This window comes from Streptococcus oralis subsp. oralis, assembly GCF_002096495.1.
Classification (GTDB): Bacteria; Bacillota; Bacilli; order Lactobacillales; family Streptococcaceae; genus Streptococcus; species Streptococcus oralis_CU.
Genome location: NZ_NCUO01000012.1, coordinates 777,565 through 798,250 on the forward strand (window position 1 = coordinate 777,565; position 20,686 = coordinate 798,250).

The following is a 20,686-nucleotide window of genomic DNA, read 5'->3' on the forward strand; positions in this document are numbered from 1 at the left end:
ACCTACATTATATCAGATTCTGGCAGATTATCAAGCCAAAGTGTCATTTCCAAAAATCTTTCGTCGCCTCTAAAATCTCTTCTGTAGGTGTCACTGTAGCCTCAATAATGCTCTTGCCAGTCTTTTTCAGATAAGCTTGTATCAAATGATAACCATAAGCATAGCCTGCAGCATAGGGCATTCCAACCGTTATTTGACCTTGAATCTCAGCAATTTCATCACCGTAGAGATAAGGAGCCATTTCCGCCATACCTGTTAGCTGAAGCTGACTTGAGATGATGGGCTTAATCTCTTCTAACTGCTCTGGACTGGTTGAAGTGACCCAAGGCCCAATGAGATCTTTGCCATAGAGCTCAGCCGCAAAAGACTCTGCCAATCCTTCACTGACTACCCAGTCTGCTAGTGTCGTCTGCTGGTTCCATTTGATAAATTGGAAACGTACATTGTGATTGCACTCGTGAGCCAACGCAGCCTGCACACGTAGTAAAGTATAGTCATTTGGTAGCAGACTAAGCATGAGGTAGCCTGGAATTCCGCCATCTCCGCTATAACCCTTATTGAGCTGTAGCATAGGTTTTTCTGGATTGCCCAATAAAATAGTAAAATGGTAATCCTCAACATCTAAGTCATAGCCAGCCTGCTCAAAAAGCCCCATACTCCTTTTGATGGTATCCTGGCAGTCCTGCCAGAGTTGATCAGAGCTCAGAGAGTCGATAGCTGGTCTATCCTTTTCTGAGAGAGTTGAGGGTAACTGATTCATAAAGCCAAGTAGGAAAAGAGCATCAAATCCTCCAGGATACTTTGCTTTCAGAGGAATGTGTTGCGTTTGGTATTTCATTGCAAAAGGTGCTAATATTTTAGCTCGAAAGCAACCTTCTCTTTTTTCTAAAGGAAGCTCGAGCATCTCTTGGTAAACTTTATCTGAACGAATCATATTGATTTGCATGGTAAGCTCCTTTCTTATCTATTATTAGTATAATCCCTTACCTAAGGTCAGAGTCAAGAAGAAAATTGAAATTATATCAAGATTCTAGTAATTGTTAGTAAAAAAACTAGAACTTTCGTATCAGATCATAATTTCAAGTAGGTTTACCCATTTTAAATCGTAACAGAAAAAACCACTACTCCTAAGAATAGCGGTTTTATATGTTTTTTAAGCTACTAATGTAGTTGCTCTATTATTTAAGAGTAACTGAAGCTCCAGCTTCTTCCAATTTAGCTTTGATTTCTTCAGCTTCTGCAGTTGGAACGCCTTCTTTGATGACACCTGGTGCACCATCAACAAGTTCTTTAGCTTCTTTAAGTCCAAGACCAGTGATTTCACGTACAACTTTGATAACGCCAACTTTTTTGTCACCAGCAGCTGTCAACTCAACGTCAAATGAGTCTTTAGCAGCACCAGCGTCAGCAGCACCAGCTGCAGCAACAGCTACAGGAGCAGCTGCAGTTACACCAAATTCTTCTTCGATAGCTTTTACAAGGTCGTTCAATTCAAGGATTGAAGCTTCTTTAATTTCAGCAATAATGTTTTCAATGTTCAATGCCATTGTTATTTCCTCCAAATAAGTTTTTAATTTTATAATCGTTTTTCCGTAGCTAGGCTACGCTGCGTAGCTTAAGATTAAGCTGCGTCTTCTTTGTTGTCTGCAACCGCTTTGACTGCAAGAGCAACGTTGCGCACTGGCGCTTGAAGTACAGAAAGGAGCATAGAAAGAAGTCCTTCGCGGTTTGGAAGAGTTGCAAGAGCAACGATTTCTTCTTTAGATGCGACAGCGCCTTCGATTGCACCACCTTTGATTTCAAGTGCTTCAGCGTTTTTAGCAAAATCATTCAAGATTTTCGCTGGTGCGATAACATCTTCGTTAGAAAATGCTACTGCAGATGGTCCAACAAATACTGATGCAAGATCTTCAAGACCAGCTTTTTCAGCTGCACGACGCAAGATTGAGTTTTTAATGACTTTATACTCAACTTCGCTTCCACGAAGCTCACGACGAAGAACTGTATCTTGCTCAACTGTCAAACCACGAGCGTCTACAACGACGATAGATGCAGCAGCTTTCATTTTTTCAGCCACTACGTCAACTAGTTCCGCTTTTTTAGCAATAATTGCTTCACTCATTAGTGTGTTCACCTCCGTAATTATTTTGCTTGGGGAATTTTTCCAAAAGAAAAACGCGCCCAAACCTAGACACGAAAGTACAATACGCTTCTTTTTACATGATACGTTTTGTCCTCGGTAGGATCTTTATGAGTCGAGCTCCCCTACTGTCTTAGGCAGTTTTTTCAAACCGTATATAAGTATAGCATAGACAAAAAAAGAATGCAAGATTTTTGCAAACTTTTTTTAAATTTTTTTAAATCTCTACTGTCAAAACTTTGCCTTGCTTAACCACCTGTTCTCCAGCGATATAAACATCATCAACATCACTGGATTTGACAGCATAAACCAGATGAGAGAGCATATTTTTCTGAGGTTGAAGATGGATTTTTCCTTGTGGTTGAATGACCAGAAAATCCGCTTGCTTGCCAACTTCTAGGCTTCCTATCTGCTTTTCCATTCCTAGAACCTTAGCTCCTTCGATCGTCAGTGCCTTAAGGGCTGTCTCGATAGGGAATTGGCTGGCATCTCCACTCTTCATTTTCTGAAGAAGGGCTGCGGTCCGTCCTTCCTCAAACATATCTAGATTATTATTGGAAGCAACTGAGTCAGTCGCAATTCCGACTGCTACTCCTGCTTTTTGCAGTTGGATGATTGGAGCGATCCCTGAGGCCAGTTTGAGGTTACTGATAGGATTATGGGCGATTGCCACATGAGAAGTTGCCAAGCGTTCAATTTCTCGCTCGTTTAGCTCGACCCCATGAGCAAAGACAGACGGATGATCTAAATAACCCAGTTCTTCTAGAAAGGCGAGGGGACGTTTGCCATAGCGTTTGAGGATAATTCCTGACTCTTCCTTGGTCTCTGCCACATGGATATGGAGAGGGATATTTAGCTCTTTTGCCATATCTAAGCTCGCTTCCAGCAAGTCTCTACTACAGCTGTAGGGAGAATGTGGAGCTACCATAACCTTGAAATTTGGGTTTTCATATCCTAAGATTTCCTCTATGATGGCTCGGGTTCTGCTTATGGTCTCAGCAGTTGTTTCTGCCTCTGAAGAAAAGAGGGTCGGTGAGAAATAACAACTCATCTTGGAAGCCTTAACTGCCTGATAAATTTGCTGGATATCCACACCATTGGGATTATACATATCGTTGAAGGTTGTTGTCCCTGACTGGAGCATCTCTGTCAGAGCTTCTTTGACCGCCTTGGTAGTCATATCAGGCGTAAATCCTGCTTCTGCAGGCCAGATATAGTCATTGAGCCATTCATGGAGATTGCTATCATCTTGGATCCCTCTCAATCCTGTCATAGCTGAATGGGTATGGCAATTGACCAAACCAGGCATGATCCAGGCTCCCTGATAGTCTATAATCTGCTCAGCTTGCTCTAAAATCTCTGGCTCCTCTTGGCCGACATAAATGATTTGAGAGTCCTTAACGGCTAAGATACCATCCAAATAAACATGGAAATCTTGGTCACAAGTCACGATATTTACATGCTGATAGACTTTCATTGTTTTCTCCTTCCAAGGCCTTGATTTTTTCTAGCTATTGTAACAAAAAAGTCACCCGAAGGCAACTTTTTTCGTTCATAAGATTTTAAAATAGAAAGGATTATTCAGAGCGAAAAGCTGCAGCTTTCTGCATTTGGTAATACTTGCCCTTTCTAGCCATGAGATCCTGATGGTTACCATGCTCAACAATGTCACCATCCACCAAGACTAGAATCAGATCCGCATCCTGAATAGTTGACAAACGGTGAGCAATGATAAAGCTTGTGCGCCCCTTCATCAGTTTGGCAAAGGCATCCTGTACCAGCACTTCTGTCCGTGTATCGATGGAGGAAGTTGCCTCGTCTAAGATAAGAATCTTTGGGATAGCTAGAAAGACTCGGGCGATGGTCAAGAGCTGGGCTTGCCCGACAGAGAGAGATTCTCCTGCATTTTCCAACTTGGTATCGTATCCCTGTGGCAACTGTTGGATGAAAAAGTCTGCATTGGCTGCCTTTGCAGCAGCAATCACCTGCTCCCGGCTAGCATCAGGATTTCCAAAGGCAATATTGTCATGGATGGTTCCTTGCTTGAGCCAGGTTTCTTGGAGAACCATCCCAAACTGCTGTCTCAATGAAGCTCGGGTATAATCATAAATGGATTGCCCATCTAGCAAGATATCTCCCGAGTTAATAGGATAAAAACGCATGAGGAGATTGATAAGAGTTGACTTACCAGCACCTGTCGGACCAACGATGGCTACCTTGCTACCAGCTGGGATATCGATGGATAAGTCCTTAATCAAGATCCTTTCAGGATGGTAGCCAAAAGAAACATGTTTAAAGGAAATAGCTCCCTTGACTTGGTCACTGGTCAAGACTTCCTTACCTGTTTCAGCAACCTCAGGACTTTCTAAGACAGCATAGACACGCTCTGCGCAAGCGAGAGCACTTTGCAACTCAGCTAGCACTGAAGAAATATCGTTAAAGGGCTTGGTATACTGTTGGACATAGTTCAAAAAAGTCACTAAACGCCCAATGGTCAAGGTTGAACCCATCATGATACGATAGGCTCCCACTCCAGCAAGAAGGGCATAAATGAGCGCATTGACAAAGCGAGTTGAAGGATTAACCGTTGATGAATAAAAGATGGCTGACTGAGAATAGCCTGCATAGTTGGCATTCGCCTCGTGCAGTCTTTGGATAAACTCTGTTTGAGCATTGAAGGACTGGATAATGGTCTGCTGGCTAAGCGACTCTTCAATCAACTGAGTCTGAATCCCCCTGGTCTCTGTTTGCTTCTGAAAGAGATGATAGGACCGTTTGGCAATAAAGCGTGAAATCACCATGGACAGGGGCGTCAACAGCAAGACCAAGAGGGTCATGAGAAGGTGAATTTGGAGCATGGCTAGAATACTAACCAAAATCATCAAAACACCAATGAAAAATTGATTGAAAATCATGGTCAAGCCAGCTGCCAACTGTTCTATGTCTGTGGTCACACGACTGACCATCTCTCCACTACCCTGCCGATCCACAAAAGCAATCGGTAAACGATGGAGCTTATGAATGATTCGCTCTCGCAAGTCTTTGGTATAAGAGAAGATTAGACGATTATAAAGAAGAGGATTGGCCCATTGTACCAGAGTATTTCCTATGACCACCAAGATCATCTGGATAAAAATCTGCCAAAAAACTGGTGAAGAACCAGCCACTAGAACTTGGTCAATGACCTGTCCAATCAGAATAGGTAGGTAAATTGATAAGCCAACTTGGGCAATAGTTCCTAGAAAGGCTAGGAAAAGGAGGAAGGGATGGCTTGCTAAATCTATGGCCAAACGTTTGAGCGTCTGGTTTGCGGTTTGTCGTCTCATGCTAGTCCTCCTTTCCATTTTGAGATGCGTTGATTTCGCGATAGACTTGGCTAGTTTTCATCAAGTCCTCGTGCTTGCCAACAGCTAGGAGCTCACCTTTTTCCAAGAGGAGAATCTGGTCAGCCATCTGAAGTGTCGAAGTCCGTTGAGAAATCAAGATTAAGCTCGTGTTAGGTAAGTTTTCTCGAATTGCTTTCAAGAGCTTGGACTCAGTGATGGTGTCGAGGGCCGAGGTCGCATCATCTAGGATGAGAAATGGAGCTTGTCGCAAGACTGCTCGGGCAATAGATAGCCTTTGTTTTTGTCCGCCTGAGAAATTTCGCCCTCCTCCCTCAACTAGGGCATCCAAAAGTCCTTCCTTTTCACTGACAAAATCCTTAGCTTGCGCAATCTCCAAGGCCTGCCATAGTTCCTGGTCAGATACTTCTCGATTGAAACCTAGAGTCAAGTTGGAACGAATAGTTCCTTTAAAGAGTTCGACCCTTTGGGGCACGTAGGCAATCCAAGACCGCCACTGCTCCAAATTACGAGGACTACATCCATCTCGATAAAGATCAATGCTCCCCTTGTCTGCTGGATAAAGACCAAGTAAGACTTGCACCAAGCTTGATTTACCTGAACCAGTTCCCCCAATGATACCAAGGATCTGCCCTTGATTCATATCAAAGGAAATGTTTCTCAGAGAAGGCTGGGCCGCATCAGGATAGGTAAAGGTTAATTCTTTGACTTGCAAAACCCGATCACCGGTAGCTTGCTTTTCTTCTAATTCTGAAAAAATATCTTCTGGAGCTTCGGTAAAAACTTCCTCAATTCTCTTGGCTGAGATATAGGACTGGTTGAGAGAATTTATCAGCATGGCGAGCTTAACCAATTCCACCAAAATCTGCAAGAGGTAGTTGATAAGAGCAATGAGAGCTCCTTGACTGAGTAAACCTCCTTGAATTGAAATATATCCCTGCCAGATGATGACGAGGAGAGTTCCATTGACAATCAGATAGGTCAGAGGTGTTAATAAACTAGACCAGAAGCCTGTTTTTTCTTGCAATCTAGCATAAAGTTGGTTAAGGGTTTGAAAAATCTGTAACTCTCGTTTTTCCTGGCCAAAAGCACGAATAACTCGCATCCCTTGCAATTGCTGGCGCGTTTCCTGAACCAGCTGATCCGTTTTCTTTCTGAGACTGCTATAGAGAGGATTGACCAGTCGAGAGAGGCCGACAATGACAAGGGTCAAAATGACAACCATGACCAAGAACCAGAAAGTCAGCTCAGCTGAGATGCGATAGGCCATAAAAATGGCTCCAAAAACGATAATAGGCGCTCGCAAAAAGAGACGCAGGAATTGATTAATCCCAGTCTGAATCTGGTAGGTATCCGAAGTCAAGCGGGTCACCAAGCTAGAAGTTGTCAAACGGTCTCTGCTGTCCTTAGGTAAAGAAAGAATATGACGATAAAGGTCGTCTGTCAATTCCTTGGCAAATCCAACCGCTGCCTTGGCTGAGTAAAACTGGGCTATCAAGGCCACTAAAACGCCAATCAGTGCAAAGATAAGGAGCAGGCCAATCTGCATCCAGAGGTGTCCCTGATCTCTCTGGGGCAAGGACTGGTCAACAATCCCAGCAATCACCATGGGAACCAAGAGTTCAAAAACAGCTTCTAGCAGCTTGAACAGGGGTGCTAGAATCGACTCTTTGATGTAGGGTTTGAAGTAAGATAGTAAGTGTTTCATAGATCCCTTCTATTCTTATTCTGGAAATGAAGAAAGTGGGAAGCCCCACCCTCTCAGTTTTATTTGTTTAAGTAAGGTAATAGATAGCCATATCCTGCTTTTTCCATCTCATCCTTAGCTACAAAACGCAAAGATGCAGAATTAATACAGTAACGCAGGCCACCTAATTCCTGAGGTCCATCTGTGAAAACATGACCCAAGTGAGCATTTCCTGACCGAGAACGAACCTCGATTCGCTCCATTCCATGGCTCAGGTCCTTGTAATAGTGAATCAACTCCTTAGAAATCGGACGACTAAAACTTGGCCAACCACAACCTGAGGCAAACTTATCCTTAGCAAAAAAGAGTGGCTCCCCTGTCGTGATGTCTACATAAATCCCTTCTTCAAAGGTCTGGTCATAAGCATTACTAAATGGAGCCTCTGTAGCAGCTTCTTGCGTAACACGATAAGACTCTTCAGTTAAGCTTTCCTTTAACACCTCTTGACTAGGCTTTTCATAGTTAGAGGCGTCAATCAATGGCTTATCAGCATCCGTCACATCGATATGACAATAACCTGAAGGATTTTTCTTGAGATAGTCTTGATGGTAGTCTTCTGCTAAAATGTAGTGGCGAAGTTTCTCCACTTCTACTGCAATCTTTCGACCCAGCATACGTTCCTGCTCCTGCACCACTGTGTAGATAGCTGGCAAGTCTGCTTCATCCTGATAGTAAATCCCAGTTCGATATTGGCGACCACGGTCATTCCCTTGTTGGTTAATAGACAAGGGATCAATAACACGGAAATAATAAAGCAAAATCTCTCTAAGTGACACTGCTTTCTCATCATAAATCACTTGAACAGTCTCTGCATGGTCTGTTTCCTTGAGCAACTGGTAATTGGTCGTTTCGACTTGGCCATTAGCGTAGCCGACACTGGTTCCTAGCACTCCAGAAATTCGTGAAAAATACTCCTCTAGGCCCCAAAAACAACCACCTGCTAGATAAATTTCTGACATCTTTATTTCTCCTTTATCAAGTTTTTAACTAATACTCTTCGAAAATCTCTTCAAACCACGTCAGCGTCACCTTAGAATATATATGTGACTGACTTCGTCAGTTCTACCCGCAACCTCAAAACAATATTTTGAGCTAACTTCGTCAGTTCTATCCACAACCTCAAAACCATGTTTTGAGCAACCTGCGGCTAGCTTCCTAGTTTGCTCTTTGATTTTCATTGAGTATAAACTTCTTTTCAAAAAAAGGATAGGAAGCTCTCTGGTCGAGAGTTTCCCCATCCTATCTTCTATTCTTTATTTTGCTTCTACACGGACACCTTGGGTATCAACTTTCAAGTCATGCAGTTTGCCTTTGAAAGACTGCTTTTGCAATTCTGCCTTAATCGCCGGCATCTTGTCGTGAGAAGCCAGAACCATAACTGTCGGCCCAGCACCAGAAAGATAGGTCGCATAGGCTCCATTCTCTTTAGCTACTTGCTTAATCGTAGCAAATTCACGGACCAGACTTTGACGATAGCGCTCGTGGAAGAGGTCCCCCTCGATTGCTTGACCAGCTGTCACCATATCTCCTGCTAACAAGGCTGCAACGGCCACATTGGCGATAGAACTAGCTGCAACAGCTTCCTTGTAGGACAATTTCTTAGGAAGGACACCACGGCTATCGCGAGTGCGTAATTCATAGTTAGGAATATAAGCTAAAAAATCACACTCTGGGAAGTCTGCTACGATAGCAGAGACTTGACCTTCAACAGAACTCGCAACAACAAGATTTCCATAGATAGCTGGAGCCACATTGTCAGGATGCCCTTCAATCTTGGTAGCCAACTGCAATTTGTCGTGGTTAGATAAGTTGAGATTGCCCAGTTGGTTAGCCAGTTCAATCCCAGCAACGATAACAGAGCTAGAAGAACCCAAACCACGCGCCAAGGGAACATCGCTGGTCATTTTCAAACGTCTCGGTTGCAAGTCAGGCGCAATTTGCAAGGCAATCTTAAGCAAAAGATTACGCTCGTCATGGGGAATCCATTTGCCAATCTGGTGTTCAATCAACCACTCATCCCGTTCTTCACAGACCTCAATTTGAAGATACTTGGTTACAGCTACACCGACCGAATCAAAACCTGGCCCAATATTGGCACTGGTTGCAGGTACAATAATCTTCATCCTATTCTCCTAACACCTTGAAGGTATTCAAGAGGTCAAATTCTGAAGCTTTGGCCAACTCAGCTGAAACATTCTCAAGTTGTGCTTTATTGATCTTATGTGTAATAATGACGACACGCGCCTTGTCACCCTCTTTACCATCTTGGAGGATTTGCTTGAAGGAAATATCTTGAGCGTTGAAAATCTCAGCCAATTTCAAGACCTGCCCTTTTGAGTCTGGAGCCAAGATTGAGAAATAGTAGTTTGCTTTAACATCTTCTGGATTTGCCAAGACCAAGTCACGGCTATATTCGTTGAAGTCTTTGCCAATAGTACCATCATTCAAACGACGAACGATACGGACAATGTCCGCTACAACACTTGTTGCAGTTGGTTTTTGACCAGCACCTGGTCCGTAGTACATCGATTCACCGATACCGATAGATTCTACAAAAACAGCGTTCATTACCCCATTCACACTGGCAAGTGGATGTGCTTTAGGTAGGAAGGTTGGAGTCACTTCTGCAGCAATACCTGAAGGAGTTTCCTCGATAGAACCAACCAATTTCACTACATAGCCCAAGTCTTGGGCTACAGCTACGTCTTCTGGCGTGATGTTGCGGATTCCCTTGTGGGCTACATCGTCAAAGGCAACCTTCATACCAAAAGCAAACTGGCTCAAAATCACCATCTTGTAAGCTGCGTCAATCCCATCCACGTCATTTGTAGGGTCGCTTTCTGCAAATCCAAGTCTTTGAGCTTCAGCCAGAGCATCATCGTAAGACCAGCCTTCTTCCACCATCTTGGTCATCATGAAGTTGGAAGTTCCATTAACAACGCCAAGAACGCGCGTAATTTTGTCAGAAGCCAACGAATTTGCCAAAGTACGAAGAATTGGAATCCCACCAGCTACTGCTGCTTCATAGTAAAGTGCTACGTTATGCTCTTTAGCGATTTCTAACAATTCTGCACCATGAACAGCCAAAAGGTCCTTGTTAGCAGTAACAACGTGTTTCCCAGCTTCTAAGGCACGAGTGATAAAGGTCTTAGCTGGTTCGATACGCCCCATCAATTCCACTACGATAGTAATGTCCTTGTCTGCTAAAATATCATCTACATTGGTTACAAAGTTAAAGTCATTCCCTGCTGCAAGCAAGCGGTTCTTTTCATCTTCATCCTTGACCAATACCTTGGCTACTTCAATCTCTGAATGAGCTGACTGAACGATTTTTTCTCCATTTTCCTTTAGGAGGAAAGGCACACCACTTGCAACGGTACCAAATCCAAGTAAAGCAATTTTAACTGTCATGTTTGTCTCCTAGAAATTTTCTGATATAGCCATTATAACAGAATTTTGTGAAAATTCCTATCCAAGAAAACCACTATTTATAGATATAAAAGAAAAAACGAATCATCTGATTCGTCTTTTCTGATAAATAAAAATTGATTTCTAAAAACTATGAATTAATTTTTTGAAGACCGAAGACTGCGTCGTGATTGATCAAGATGTGACCATACTCTTGTAAAACAGAACGACTGATGTCACTATCATCTGCAAATTCACGCATACGAGCCAAGAGCCAGGCTGGATATGGACTAGGATGGTTTTCCACATCAACTAAGATTGTCAAATAATAGTGTCCATTCATCTTATAGAGTTCAGAGGTTTCCATCTGGTAGTTAACCGTCTTTGCAAAAGCAACTAAGTCAGCAAGGCTTGCAAAGCGCAGGATATAGTAGATATAAGGTTCTTTCTTACTCTCAGTCTCCTTGTCTGCCTGCTCTTGCTCTTCTTCCTTTGCTTCGACCTGCTCTAGAGATTGGATGGCCTCTATATCGTCCTTGGTTTTCTCTGCGATACTCTTTTCTAGAGTCTTGAGAAATTCATCTGGTGACATTTGGGCCAATTCTTCCATATCAGGTAGGTCCGCCAAATCTTCAAAATCCAGATTCTGGTCAATCTTGGACTTGGTCACAAATACATCGACCTTGTCTGGTTTTGGCGTTACACGAAAACTCAGCATGCCACTATCCAAGAAATTGTCGGGCATCTCTAACTCATCTAAAATCGCATAGAAAAATTCTTCTGTTTTTTCCTGCGGAACGAGGAAGTCGGCAATCTCCATCCCCCGATCCATCAAATCATCTAAAGTCATCGTGATTTTCAGTGTTGTATCACTAATTTGTTTCATCTTCATATCTAGTAACCTCATACTTTCAGTCTATCTATTATACTAGATTTTTACGATTTTATCAAAAGAATGAAGCGAGAATGTGATATAATACTAGATATGATTTTAGATTTAAGAAAGAAAGTTCAATGAAAAATATAAAAGTAAATGCCTTGGCCAGCTTGCTGGTCAATATTCTCAATATCGTTTTTCCACTGATAACCAATCCTTATCTGACGCGGATTCTCAGCAAATCCAATTACGGTTATTTCAATACAGCCAATACCTGGGCAAGTTTCGTTATTCCACTAGCTGCCTTTGGGATATACAACTATGGGATTCGAGCTATCAGTAAGGTCAAGGATGACAAGAATAAAATCAACTACGTCTTTTCTAAGCTGTTTTATATCTCGGTTTTCACCTCTCTCCTGACCACTGGTATCTACTTCCTCATTATCTTCTTTGACACTAGCATTGAGAATCTGAAAGTCCTCTACTACATCCTAGGGGCTCAAGCACTCTTCCAATTTCTCAATATCGAATGGATGAACGAGGCTTATGAAAACTATGCCTTCATCCTCTATAAGACATTAATTATTCGAATTACCATGCTGGTCGCTATCTTCGCCTTCGTTAAAACGGCAGATGATATCGTTCCTTATGCTATCGTTATGACAGCGACCACTGTCCTCAACTACCTGCTCAGTTTTCTTTGGATTAAGAGAGAAGTTTCTTTTGTTAAGATTGGTTTCGTCGAATTAGCTAAAGCTTCTAAACCACTCTTTACTATGCTTCTCCTAGCAAACGCTAATATGCTTTATACCTTGCTAGATAGAATGTTTATCACCAAGGGACCGGATGAGAACTATATTTCCTACTATACAATTGCCTATAGTATCGTCATGTTGATTGCCAGTGTCTTGAGTGGAGCTATCAACGTCAGTATTCCACGCCTTGGCTACTATCTCGGTAAAAAGGATTACAAGTCCTATAATTATCTCGTGAATCAAGCGGCATCCTTATTCTATTTCCTTATGGTTCCAACTAGTATCGGGATTATGATATTGGGACGGTACGCAACTGTTATTTATTCTTCTGAAAAATATCTTGAAGCGGGTATCGTAACTAGCGTCTTCGCTTTTCGTACCATCATTTGGGCTATTGAGTTGATTCTTGGTAAACAGATTATCTTTATCAACGACCATGAAAATCGCTTAACCGCCTTCTACTTCCTTGGTGGTGGTGCCAATATACTATTAAATAGCATCTTGTATTTCAATAATATTTTTGCACCTGAGTATTACATCGCTACGACCATTATCGCAGAAACTATCGTTGTTTTACTTGAAATTCATTTTATCAAGAAACACCAACTGATTAGTTTAAAAGAAATTTTTATAACCTTAACACGTTATAGCCTCATATCCCTTGGTTTTATCCCAATCTTCTATATTTTCAAGATGATTTTCCAAATCAATTCCTACACAGTAAACTTTAATATGATTCTCATGGTTCTTTCTACCGTGGCAACTTGTGGTATCTATTACCTCTTGACCCTCTTTATCACCAAAGACAAAACACTCCACTATGCACTGAACCTTGTACTTGCTAAATTAAAACGAAATTAAAAAATCCCCTACTGATAAATTAGTTGCCAGTAGGGGATTTCTTCTTTATTCGTTTTCTTTCTTTTCAGAAGCGTTGGCTTCTAGATTTGAATCTTGTTTAGGTTGTTCAACAATAGAGGAATCAGCTTCTTGTTTCTGTTCTGGCTTGACTGCCTCGCTATCTACAGCAGCAACAGCCTGTTTCCAGATACCTTCTTCGTTTACTTTGTAACCATCAGGTGTTGTTGCGTTCTTCAACAAAGAACCATCAGCTTGGAAATAGTACCAATTACCATCAAGCTGTTTCCAACCCGTTTGCATAGCTCCTGATTCATCAAAGTAATAATGATCACCATTTACTTTATGAAGGCCAACCAACATGATGCCATCTTCAGGATTTAGATAATACCAGACACCTTTGTCTTTTATCCAACCAGTTTTCATAGCTCCATTTGATTCAAAGTAACGGTAATGATTATCAAACCATTTCCAGCCAGTTTGCATGGCTCCAGATTTGCTAAAGTAATATTGCTTACCATCTACTTGATGGGAGCCAACTAACATAACGCCTTCCTTACCTTCAAGATAATACCAGGCATCACCATCTTTCAACCAACCAGTTTGGAGTGCGCCCGACGTAGCGTAATAATGCCAAGAATCATTTGACCACTGCCATCCAACTTGCATAGTACCTGCTGAGCTGAAGAAATAGTTCTTACCGTCAATCTCTTTAGATCCTACAGCCATAATACCAGTTTCTGGATCCAAATAATACCATGATTCTTTATCTTTCAACCAACCAGTTTTCATAGCACCTGAGTTCGTATAGAAGTACCAGCTATTGTCTTGCCACTTCCAGCCAGTCTGCATTGCACCACTAGCATTCAAATAGTAACGAGCACCATTTATATCTTGTCTGCCAGTTAACATGTTGCCATCTTTATCCAGATAATACCATGTTTCCTGATCCTTGACCCAACCGGTTTTCATAGCTCCAGAACTTGCAAAATAGTTCCAGTGACCATCAACAAAGGCCCAGCCAGTTTGCATGACACCTTCTTGATTAAAGTAGTACGTGATTCCATTGATATTCTTTTTACCGACGGTCTTTAGCCCATCCTCATCATAGAAATACCAATTTGAATCAATCTTTTGCCATGTTGAAGGCTTACCTGCTGTTTGGAGTGCACCACTTTCGGTAAAGAACATCTTCTTGCCATTATAGACTTGATGTCCTGTTAGCATCTTCCCATCTGCTGCAAAGAGATACTTTTTCCCTCCAATTTCAGAGAGCTCGCTAAATCGTCTAGCACCATTTGATTGGATATAATACCAAGAGTCATCTAGTTTGAACCAACCACCAGTTTGCATTTTACCATTTTGGTTCAAATAGTAATCGTTCCCTTTGGCATTTTCTCCCCAGTCGTCGTTAAGGTGAAGCCAGCGACCTGCTTGCATTTGTCCTTTTCCATTAAAGAAGTAAGTGGCTCCGCCGATCTCTCTCCAGCCGATAGCCATTTCTCCATCAGTCAAACGATATTTCCAATAGCCATCTTCTTGATACCATTTTTCGTCAACTACAGGGATATCAGGGAAGGTATTTGAAACATTAGCAAATCCTTTATCGCTAATATCAAAAACGGTAGCGTCTTGAGTTTGGCTCGCAGCATGAAGAACCTGAATGTTTTTCTTCTGAAGGTATTCTCTGGTTGAAGCAACATTAATATCTCCACCAGTTGTCTGAATAATCATTTTTGGTGATAAGTTTTCAAGAAAATTAATCGTATTTGAAATTGTTGCATCATAATGGTGGTTCCATTTCATCATATCAACCTTGCCGATAACTGGACCTAACTTATCTTCTGCTCCTTCGGCATTATCCAAATCTCCACCAAGATAGATTCTCTTTCCTGCCACAGTCACCACTGAAACAATGGAGTTGGAGTTATCATCTCGAACTTTTTTCAGATTCCCGTCAGCATCATATTCATTCTTATAGTTGTAGAGTTGGATATCCATATCACCTAATTTTAGGTGGCTATCCTCATCTGAAATATTCTGGATAAGAGTAACTCCTCGTTTTTGAGCTGCTCTCAAAGCATTATCATAATTGAAAAGATTATCCCATAGTCCCCAGTTTGCTGTGATCCGATCATCTGAATATTTTTTCAAATAAAACTTACCGACCTGATATCGATTGAGTATTTCGTCTGCTCCACCAATATGGTCACTATGAACATGAGTTCCTATAATAAAATCTAATTTTTTTACACCTATTTGATCCAAGTGGCGAATCAATCGATCCTCCAATACTTGATAATTTCTCATGGAAATTCCCCAGCGGCTTGGATAGCGTGGGTCACTCCCATCAGGAAAATCATAGTCTTCTCCCATATCAATCAAAGCATAGTGACCATTGCTTTCCAGAAGGATGGCATCACTCCCAGATTTTGCTTTAGTATTTATGAAATGGATACGATTGCCCGAACCTGCAGAGATGGTATCTGCATCTACTCCTTGCGATAACTGAATCAGTAATAGAAAGAATGCGAGAACACTATAGCTGACTGATTTTAATAACCATTTATTTTTCACCTTGAAAACTCCTTTATCTTAACATTAAGCAACTTTTAAAAATCTAATCAATCCAATAATTTTTATCCCCTCCTGGGACTTGTTGCTCAATAGGTGGTGGAGTCATATAGTTTTCTCCAAATTCGTAGACAAGTATTTCATGGTATTTTCTCGGAACCTTGACCACAATGTTTTCATAAGGCATATCAATCAAATCATAGAGCCATTCTTTTTTTATACCATTTGGATAATAAGGGTCATAGATAGTACAAGTAAGATCTGTTGCTTGATCTACACTATACTTCAAAGCAAGGCTCTCTAATTTTTGATTCCATAGCTGTGGGGAAGTTAAGCGGAAAATAGCTGATCCCATATAACGAGGGAGGTTTTTTAGTCCACCATTCTCAGACTTGATCCCTTTAAAATTCAAAGAAGAAAGGCGAATGAAATATTTGTAGAGCTTCATTTTTTTACGGTCACTTTCCTCTGTGACGACACCATCATATGGAAAAATGTCAACGCAAGTTCCCAATACGACCGTTGGGTCTACGAGGTTAGCATCTCGACGAGTCCTTACATCATAGACTCTCATATAACTGTATGGATATCCCTTTGTTTCTCTGAATGAAATCAATTTATAGTAGGGATGATTTTCATTTTGTAAAACCTTGTAAAGTTTTTCAAATTCATCACGCGCCAAGGAAATATCTGTATCATCATCCCAAGGGATAAATCCTTTATGGCGTACAGCTCCTAGTAAGGTTCCAAAATCAATAAAGTATTTGATTTGATGTTGTTCACAAAGATCATGTAGATACTTTAAAATATCCAATTCTACTTGCTTGATTTCTTCAAGAGTTAAAGTTCTTTCAGACATAGGTTCTATTCTCCTAAATTTGACTATATTTTTAAACGTTTCTTAATTCCAATCCCGTCATTTAGACCTTTTAACAATCTTCCATAATTTAAAATCATGATGAGATACTCTTTGTTCAACCGGTGGCAATTGCATATAGTCTCCGTAGTCTGAGGTCAAAATTTCATGATAGTTCTTCGGAATGGTAAATTCCTTACCTTCAAATGTTCCAGTAGTAACTTGTTCCAGCCATTCACGTCTCCACACTGGTTTGTTCATATCCTTGTAGATAAGATAATCCACTTGCTCATAATCTGAGACTTTACGGGATTTTGCAAGCTCTTCAATCTGGGCAACGTATTTGTTCGTATTGGTGAAATAGAAAATAATAACTGACACATAACGTAGCAGTGAATTCAGTACACTTTTTGTATTGGTAATGCCTTTGAAGGTGTAGCAACTCAATTGACGTTTCTTTATCAGTTTCGTCATCTTGTTTTTAAATTGTACGTCATCCTCGTAGCCATCTACAGGGAAAATATCTACATAGATTCCCATATTCGAATCGATGCGAACATCTTCTTCTAGCAAGTAAGTATGGTTATCCTGCACTTTCATGAAGGGATAGACATAGTTGAGATTATTTTTATAAGACATGACCTCGTAACGTTCATCAGGGTTAGCGATAAGGTAGTCTTGCAACTTTTCATAATCTTCTCGTAACATGCAGATATCCATGTCATCATCCCAAGGGATAAATCCTTGATGGCGAACAGCACCAATTAGACTTCCATATGCTAAGAAATACTTGACTCCAATTTTCTGACAAACTTTATGAATATACTCCATGATTCCAAGTTCCATCTGTTGAATTTCATTGACATCTGTTACTTCTTGGTACCGAACTCCTTCATCGCGTTTGCAGACTACGAGTCCATAGCCAATCGCTAGCCAGAAGATGATATTAATAAAGTTGGTTGAATACATAATCTGACTTTCAAATAATTGACCAAACAAGATACCAAAGAAAAGGATCATGATCAATTTATCAGTATGTTTCTTGGAAACAATCAAATACGTTAAAAAGCGCTTGATGACATAAGCCAGTACAAGAAGGAAGGATACCAAACCTAGAACTCCCGAACTGACAAATATGGTCACAAAAATGTTATGGAAATTCCCACCGATAAGGGAGTTTTGAATCTCAAATTTACTGAAATATTCTGTGTAGTAATCTGGAACATTTCGTACACCATAACCAAAAATTGGTTTGGCACTTCCCATCTTGATGGCATTTTTCCAGATATAGGTTCTACCACTTGGTGTTGTTTCAATCAGATGGAGCTCACCGTTCTTCTTAGTAACAGACGAATCTGTCTCAGCATAGGATTGTCCATTGTTTAAATCTAAGACAGTCGCAGTTTCAGATGAGATATAGATTGAAGTTATATAGCTTAATCCAATATTAGTTGCAGTAATCAGCAAACCAACAACTATAAAAGTGAGGAATCGTTTAACGATACTTCCTCTAGTAGCAAAGAAACTATAGAGTCCAATCATGAGAAGTAAAGAAAGTAAGGCTCCTCGACTTTGCATCGTAGCGAAGTAAACTAATTGAATCACATTGTTCAGTTTAAGATAAACAGAATATTTACTTCCTTTATGGATCAAATACATGGCCAAAATAATGCTAATGTATGAAAATATCGCACTAGCATTTGGATTGACAATCCCCCACAGACGGCCATTCATGACACCATAGTAATAAGATTGTTCGCCAATCTTAAATAGGATAAGGACTCTACTTACCAATAAACCAAACGCAAAAATTGCTGAAGAAAAAGATACAATTTGAACCGTATAAGCAATCCAGTCAACTAATTTTTTAAGTTGCCCTGATTGTAACATGGTAAATAATAAAACATAGGTTACCATGAAGAGGATTTCAATCACATTTCCAATCAAATGTCCAGAGCGATTGAAAATAGCTGATAGCAGATGACTTCCAGCTAAGAGTCCAAATAAGGATAGAAATTTGCGATCTACTGTGATTTCTTTCCACTTAAACAATAAGGTATAGCAAATATAAAGCACCACAATCGCTGATAATCCCTTGTAGAGGGGATTTGCTATCTTATAAACCAGTGAACTCATACTTAAAATCGAAATAAAAACAAATAGATACGCAATCCATAGTTTTGATTTTTCAAAGTATTCATCCATTTTTGAAAAATTCATTTTCAACTCCTTCTCATGATATTAGTTTTTTAATCCAACAATTTTCTTATATAGCCATGGAGAAATGACAAGTGAAAGGATCGCTACCTTGCGAAAAGTAGTGAAATAAGCATCCTTCCATATTTCGCGTCGATGCTGAACAATCCAATTCCTCAGCTCGGCTTTCTCCTTTTGATACTCTTCACGTGAAGTAAAGATAATTTTATCGTAAACTGTGATGTACGACCAACACTCTCTATTTATTAATTCGTATTTTAAATTAGGGAAGGCTTGTGAAACTTGAGCAATTATTTGCTGATAAACTTCTATCGTGTCAAATACATGTCGATTAACAGATGTTGTTGCACTTCCCTCACGATGATCATAATAATAAACAGGTTTGTCAATAAATACGCAACTGCATCTTGTCTTTAGTAGCAATTCAGTTAAAAATAAGGCATCTTCAGCTAGGTGATAGTTTGTATTAAACTTTTCATCCGCAAGCAGGTCTCTCTTAAACAGTTTTGCAACTGGAAAAAATGACGTTCTGGTAGTCATCAGTAGTTCCTTCATGGTTTCTTCTGTTGACCAGAGTTCTGTTTTTCCTGAATGTGAAGGTATATCAGTTACAATGCCGTTTTTGATATGGTGCAGAGGAGCAATTGCAAAGCCTACATTCAACCCTTCAACTGCACTTACTAAAGTAGCTAGGTAATCTTGGGTAACGAAATCATCGCTATCAATAAAGGTAACCCAAGAACCCGTCGCTAGCTGAATTCCCATATTTCTAGCATTTGAAACACCAGCATTTTCGATATGATAAACCTTGATATTCTCATACTGAGATGCTAAGTGATCACAGATCTGTCCACTAGAATCAGTAGAACCATCGTTGATTAGGATTAACTCAAAATGGGTATAAGTCTGTTGAAGAATCGACTCCACACATCGCTCCAGATAGGCTTCTACATTGTAGACCGGAACGATAACGCTTATTTTTTCTCCCATCATGCACCATATTCTCCCTTGTACTCTGTGTAGCTCTTGTCCATGTCTGCTATAATAGCATCATGATGCGGTACTTGCTTGTCCGCTGGTGGCGGTGTCATATAGTCCCCAAAAGCAGTGCTGAGATAGGCATCATAGCCGACTGGGATGGGCATCTCAGTTCCTTCAAATGGCAAGAAAAGATTGTCTTCAAAAGATGCGATTGGGTATTTGTTTCGCATGTAGCCGGGACCTGAGCATAATTCCGTAATGCCATCGCTCTCAGCCAGACCATACTTGGTCATTTCTTTTTCAGCTTTTTTCCAAATGTTATAACGTAGAGATTTTGGAGTCAGGCCGAGTAAGATGCGACTTCCCCATTTCATGACTACACCATGCTTTTCTGGGACAGTTTGGGCACAAAAGAGTGAATAGATCAAGGCCCAACGAACCTGTTTCTTACGCTCAGCTGGATTTTTAGGATAATAATCCAATGGTAAAACATCCAAGGCCAAACCGTGTGGCAGATCCAAATCCTTCTGATAAGGCTTGATACAAGTGGTTTCCTTGTCACGAATGGTAATAAAAAGGTTACGGTCTACAAAATCTTTGTTACTCTTTGACAAGAAATAACGCTCATCTGCAAAACGTGGCCACAGTTCTGCTAATTTTTCATAATCCTTTCGTGGCATGAAAAAGTCTAAGTCATCATCCCAAGGAATGAAGCCCTTATTACGAAGGGCACCAATAGCCCCACCACCACAGAGATAGCACAACAAGTCATGTTCTTTACAAAATGCGACGAAATATTCAGCCATTTCCAGACTACGAGCCTGAATCGCTTTCAAATCACTCATGTCTCTCCTCTTCTTTTCAAAAACGAGTTATATCGTTTTATTATACCATAAAAAAGCCCTAAAATCCATCAGATACTAAGAAAA

16 protein-coding genes and 1 other annotated feature are annotated in these 20,686 nt (G+C 40.6%); of the genes, 1 reads left to right on the forward strand and 15 read right to left on the reverse strand.

From position 1 onward, the window contains the following. Positions 1–43: 43 nt before the first annotated feature. The 10 genes from B7717_RS09235 to mecA form a co-directional block, all read right to left on the reverse strand. Complete coding sequence (locus B7717_RS09235) at positions 44–946, reverse strand: DUF2268 domain-containing protein (protein WP_049519606.1); 903 nt, start codon at positions 944–946, stop codon at positions 44–46. 232 nt (positions 947–1,178) lie between these two features. Further along, positions 1,179–1,547, reverse strand: a complete 369-nt coding sequence (gene rplL, locus B7717_RS09240) for a 50S ribosomal protein L7/L12 (RefSeq protein ID WP_001196964.1) — start codon at positions 1,545–1,547, stop codon at positions 1,179–1,181. A gap of 74 nt (positions 1,548–1,621) precedes the next feature. Continuing rightward, complete coding sequence (gene rplJ / locus B7717_RS09245; RefSeq protein ID WP_001287274.1) at positions 1,622–2,122, reverse strand: 50S ribosomal protein L10; 501 nt, start codon at positions 2,120–2,122, stop codon at positions 1,622–1,624. A 38-nt stretch (positions 2,123–2,160) separates the two neighbouring features. Next, positions 2,161–2,296 (reverse strand) — a sequence feature (ribosomal protein L10 leader region). A gap of 61 nt (positions 2,297–2,357) precedes the next feature. Then, the gene (locus B7717_RS09255) at positions 2,358–3,617 is read right to left on the reverse strand and encodes a TRZ/ATZ family protein (RefSeq protein ID WP_049519552.1); all 1,260 of its coding nucleotides are present in this window, start codon (positions 3,615–3,617) and stop codon (positions 2,358–2,360) included. A 100-nt stretch (positions 3,618–3,717) separates the two neighbouring features. Beyond that, entirely contained in the window at positions 3,718–5,466 is a 1,749-nt protein-coding gene (locus B7717_RS09260) for an ABC transporter ATP-binding protein (protein ID WP_049519550.1), read from the reverse strand. A gap of 1 nt (position 5,467) precedes the next feature. After that, a complete protein-coding gene (locus tag B7717_RS09265; protein ID WP_084944628.1) occupies positions 5,468–7,192 on the reverse strand; it encodes an ABC transporter ATP-binding protein in 1,725 nt (574 codons plus the stop codon). Positions 7,193–7,251: 59 nt separating this feature from the next. After that, on the reverse strand, positions 7,252–8,190 hold the full coding sequence (gene msrB / locus B7717_RS09270; protein ID WP_084944631.1) for a peptide-methionine (R)-S-oxide reductase MsrB: 939 nt from the start codon (positions 8,188–8,190) through the stop codon (positions 7,252–7,254). A 294-nt stretch (positions 8,191–8,484) separates the two neighbouring features. After that, positions 8,485–9,354, reverse strand: coding sequence for a homoserine kinase (gene thrB, locus B7717_RS09280; protein ID WP_084944633.1), 870 nt, complete (start codon positions 9,352–9,354; stop codon positions 8,485–8,487). A gap of 1 nt (position 9,355) precedes the next feature. Continuing rightward, positions 9,356–10,642: a homoserine dehydrogenase gene (locus B7717_RS09285; protein WP_084944635.1), complete on the reverse strand. Its 1,287-nt coding sequence runs from the start codon at positions 10,640–10,642 to the stop codon at positions 9,356–9,358. A gap of 148 nt (positions 10,643–10,790) precedes the next feature. Next, the gene (mecA, locus tag B7717_RS09290; protein ID WP_061586873.1) at positions 10,791–11,531 is read right to left on the reverse strand and encodes an adaptor protein MecA; all 741 of its coding nucleotides are present in this window, start codon (positions 11,529–11,531) and stop codon (positions 10,791–10,793) included. A gap of 122 nt (positions 11,532–11,653) precedes the next feature. Here mecA and B7717_RS09295 point away from each other — a divergent pair, with 122 nt between their 5' ends. Then, positions 11,654–13,132 carry an oligosaccharide flippase family protein gene (locus tag B7717_RS09295; protein WP_084944637.1) on the forward strand — a complete coding sequence of 493 codons (1,479 nt, stop codon included), beginning with the start codon at positions 11,654–11,656 and terminating at the stop codon, positions 13,130–13,132. A 45-nt stretch (positions 13,133–13,177) separates the two neighbouring features. On the opposite strand, the gene B7717_RS09300 is transcribed toward B7717_RS09295, so the two are convergent. Genes B7717_RS09300 through B7717_RS09320 form a run of 5 tightly spaced genes read right to left on the reverse strand, consistent with a single transcriptional unit; the run spans position 13,178 to position 20,602 of the window. Further along, complete coding sequence (locus B7717_RS09300; RefSeq protein ID WP_084944640.1) at positions 13,178–15,706, reverse strand: MBL fold metallo-hydrolase; 2,529 nt, start codon at positions 15,704–15,706, stop codon at positions 13,178–13,180. Positions 15,707–15,749: 43 nt separating this feature from the next. Continuing rightward, positions 15,750–16,562: a LicD family protein gene (locus tag B7717_RS09305; protein WP_008292505.1), complete on the reverse strand. Its 813-nt coding sequence runs from the start codon at positions 16,560–16,562 to the stop codon at positions 15,750–15,752. Positions 16,563–16,619: 57 nt separating this feature from the next. Further along, positions 16,620–18,779 (reverse strand): LicD family protein, encoded by a 2,160-nt coding sequence (locus tag B7717_RS09310; protein ID WP_084944643.1) that lies wholly within the window; start codon positions 18,777–18,779, stop codon positions 16,620–16,622. A gap of 21 nt (positions 18,780–18,800) precedes the next feature. Beyond that, the gene (locus tag B7717_RS09315) at positions 18,801–19,769 is read right to left on the reverse strand and encodes a glycosyltransferase family 2 protein (RefSeq protein WP_084944645.1); all 969 of its coding nucleotides are present in this window, start codon (positions 19,767–19,769) and stop codon (positions 18,801–18,803) included. Continuing rightward, positions 19,766–20,602 carry a LicD family protein gene (locus B7717_RS09320; RefSeq protein ID WP_084944647.1) on the reverse strand — a complete coding sequence of 279 codons (837 nt, stop codon included), beginning with the start codon at positions 20,600–20,602 and terminating at the stop codon, positions 19,766–19,768. Before B7717_RS09320 ends, B7717_RS09315 begins: the two co-directional genes overlap by 4 nt. Positions 20,603–20,686 lie beyond the last annotated feature (84 nt).

What these genes read in the sequence shown, in the direction of transcription:
- msrB (WP_084944631.1), bottom strand. Translation starts at nt 8,190, where the DNA reads ATGTCAGAAATTTATCTAGCAGGTGGTTGTTTTTGGGGCCTAGAGGAG.
- B7717_RS09260 (WP_049519550.1), bottom strand. Translation starts at nt 5,466, where the DNA reads ATGAGACGACAAACCGCAAACCAGACGCTCAAACGTTTGGCCATAGAT.
- B7717_RS09305 (WP_008292505.1), bottom strand. Translation starts at nt 16,562, where the DNA reads ATGTCTGAAAGAACTTTAACTCTTGAAGAAATCAAGCAAGTAGAATTG.
- thrB (WP_084944633.1), bottom strand. Translation starts at nt 9,354, where the DNA reads ATGAAGATTATTGTACCTGCAACCAGTGCCAATATTGGGCCAGGTTTT.
- B7717_RS09295 (WP_084944637.1), top strand. Translation starts at nt 11,654, where the DNA reads ATGAAAAATATAAAAGTAAATGCCTTGGCCAGCTTGCTGGTCAATATT.
- B7717_RS09235 (WP_049519606.1), bottom strand. Translation starts at nt 946, where the DNA reads ATGCAAATCAATATGATTCGTTCAGATAAAGTTTACCAAGAGATGCTC.
- B7717_RS09310 (WP_084944643.1), bottom strand. Translation starts at nt 18,779, where the DNA reads ATGAATTTTTCAAAAATGGATGAATACTTTGAAAAATCAAAACTATGG.
- mecA (WP_061586873.1), bottom strand. Translation starts at nt 11,531, where the DNA reads ATGAAGATGAAACAAATTAGTGATACAACACTGAAAATCACGATGACT.
- B7717_RS09255 (WP_049519552.1), bottom strand. Translation starts at nt 3,617, where the DNA reads ATGAAAGTCTATCAGCATGTAAATATCGTGACTTGTGACCAAGATTTC.
- B7717_RS09320 (WP_084944647.1), bottom strand. Translation starts at nt 20,602, where the DNA reads ATGAGTGATTTGAAAGCGATTCAGGCTCGTAGTCTGGAAATGGCTGAA.
- rplJ (WP_001287274.1), bottom strand. Translation starts at nt 2,122, where the DNA reads ATGAGTGAAGCAATTATTGCTAAAAAAGCGGAACTAGTTGACGTAGTG.
- rplL (WP_001196964.1), bottom strand. Translation starts at nt 1,547, where the DNA reads ATGGCATTGAACATTGAAAACATTATTGCTGAAATTAAAGAAGCTTCA.
- B7717_RS09315 (WP_084944645.1), bottom strand. Translation starts at nt 19,769, where the DNA reads ATGATGGGAGAAAAAATAAGCGTTATCGTTCCGGTCTACAATGTAGAA.
- B7717_RS09285 (WP_084944635.1), bottom strand. Translation starts at nt 10,642, where the DNA reads ATGACAGTTAAAATTGCTTTACTTGGATTTGGTACCGTTGCAAGTGGT.
- B7717_RS09265 (WP_084944628.1), bottom strand. Translation starts at nt 7,192, where the DNA reads ATGAAACACTTACTATCTTACTTCAAACCCTACATCAAAGAGTCGATT.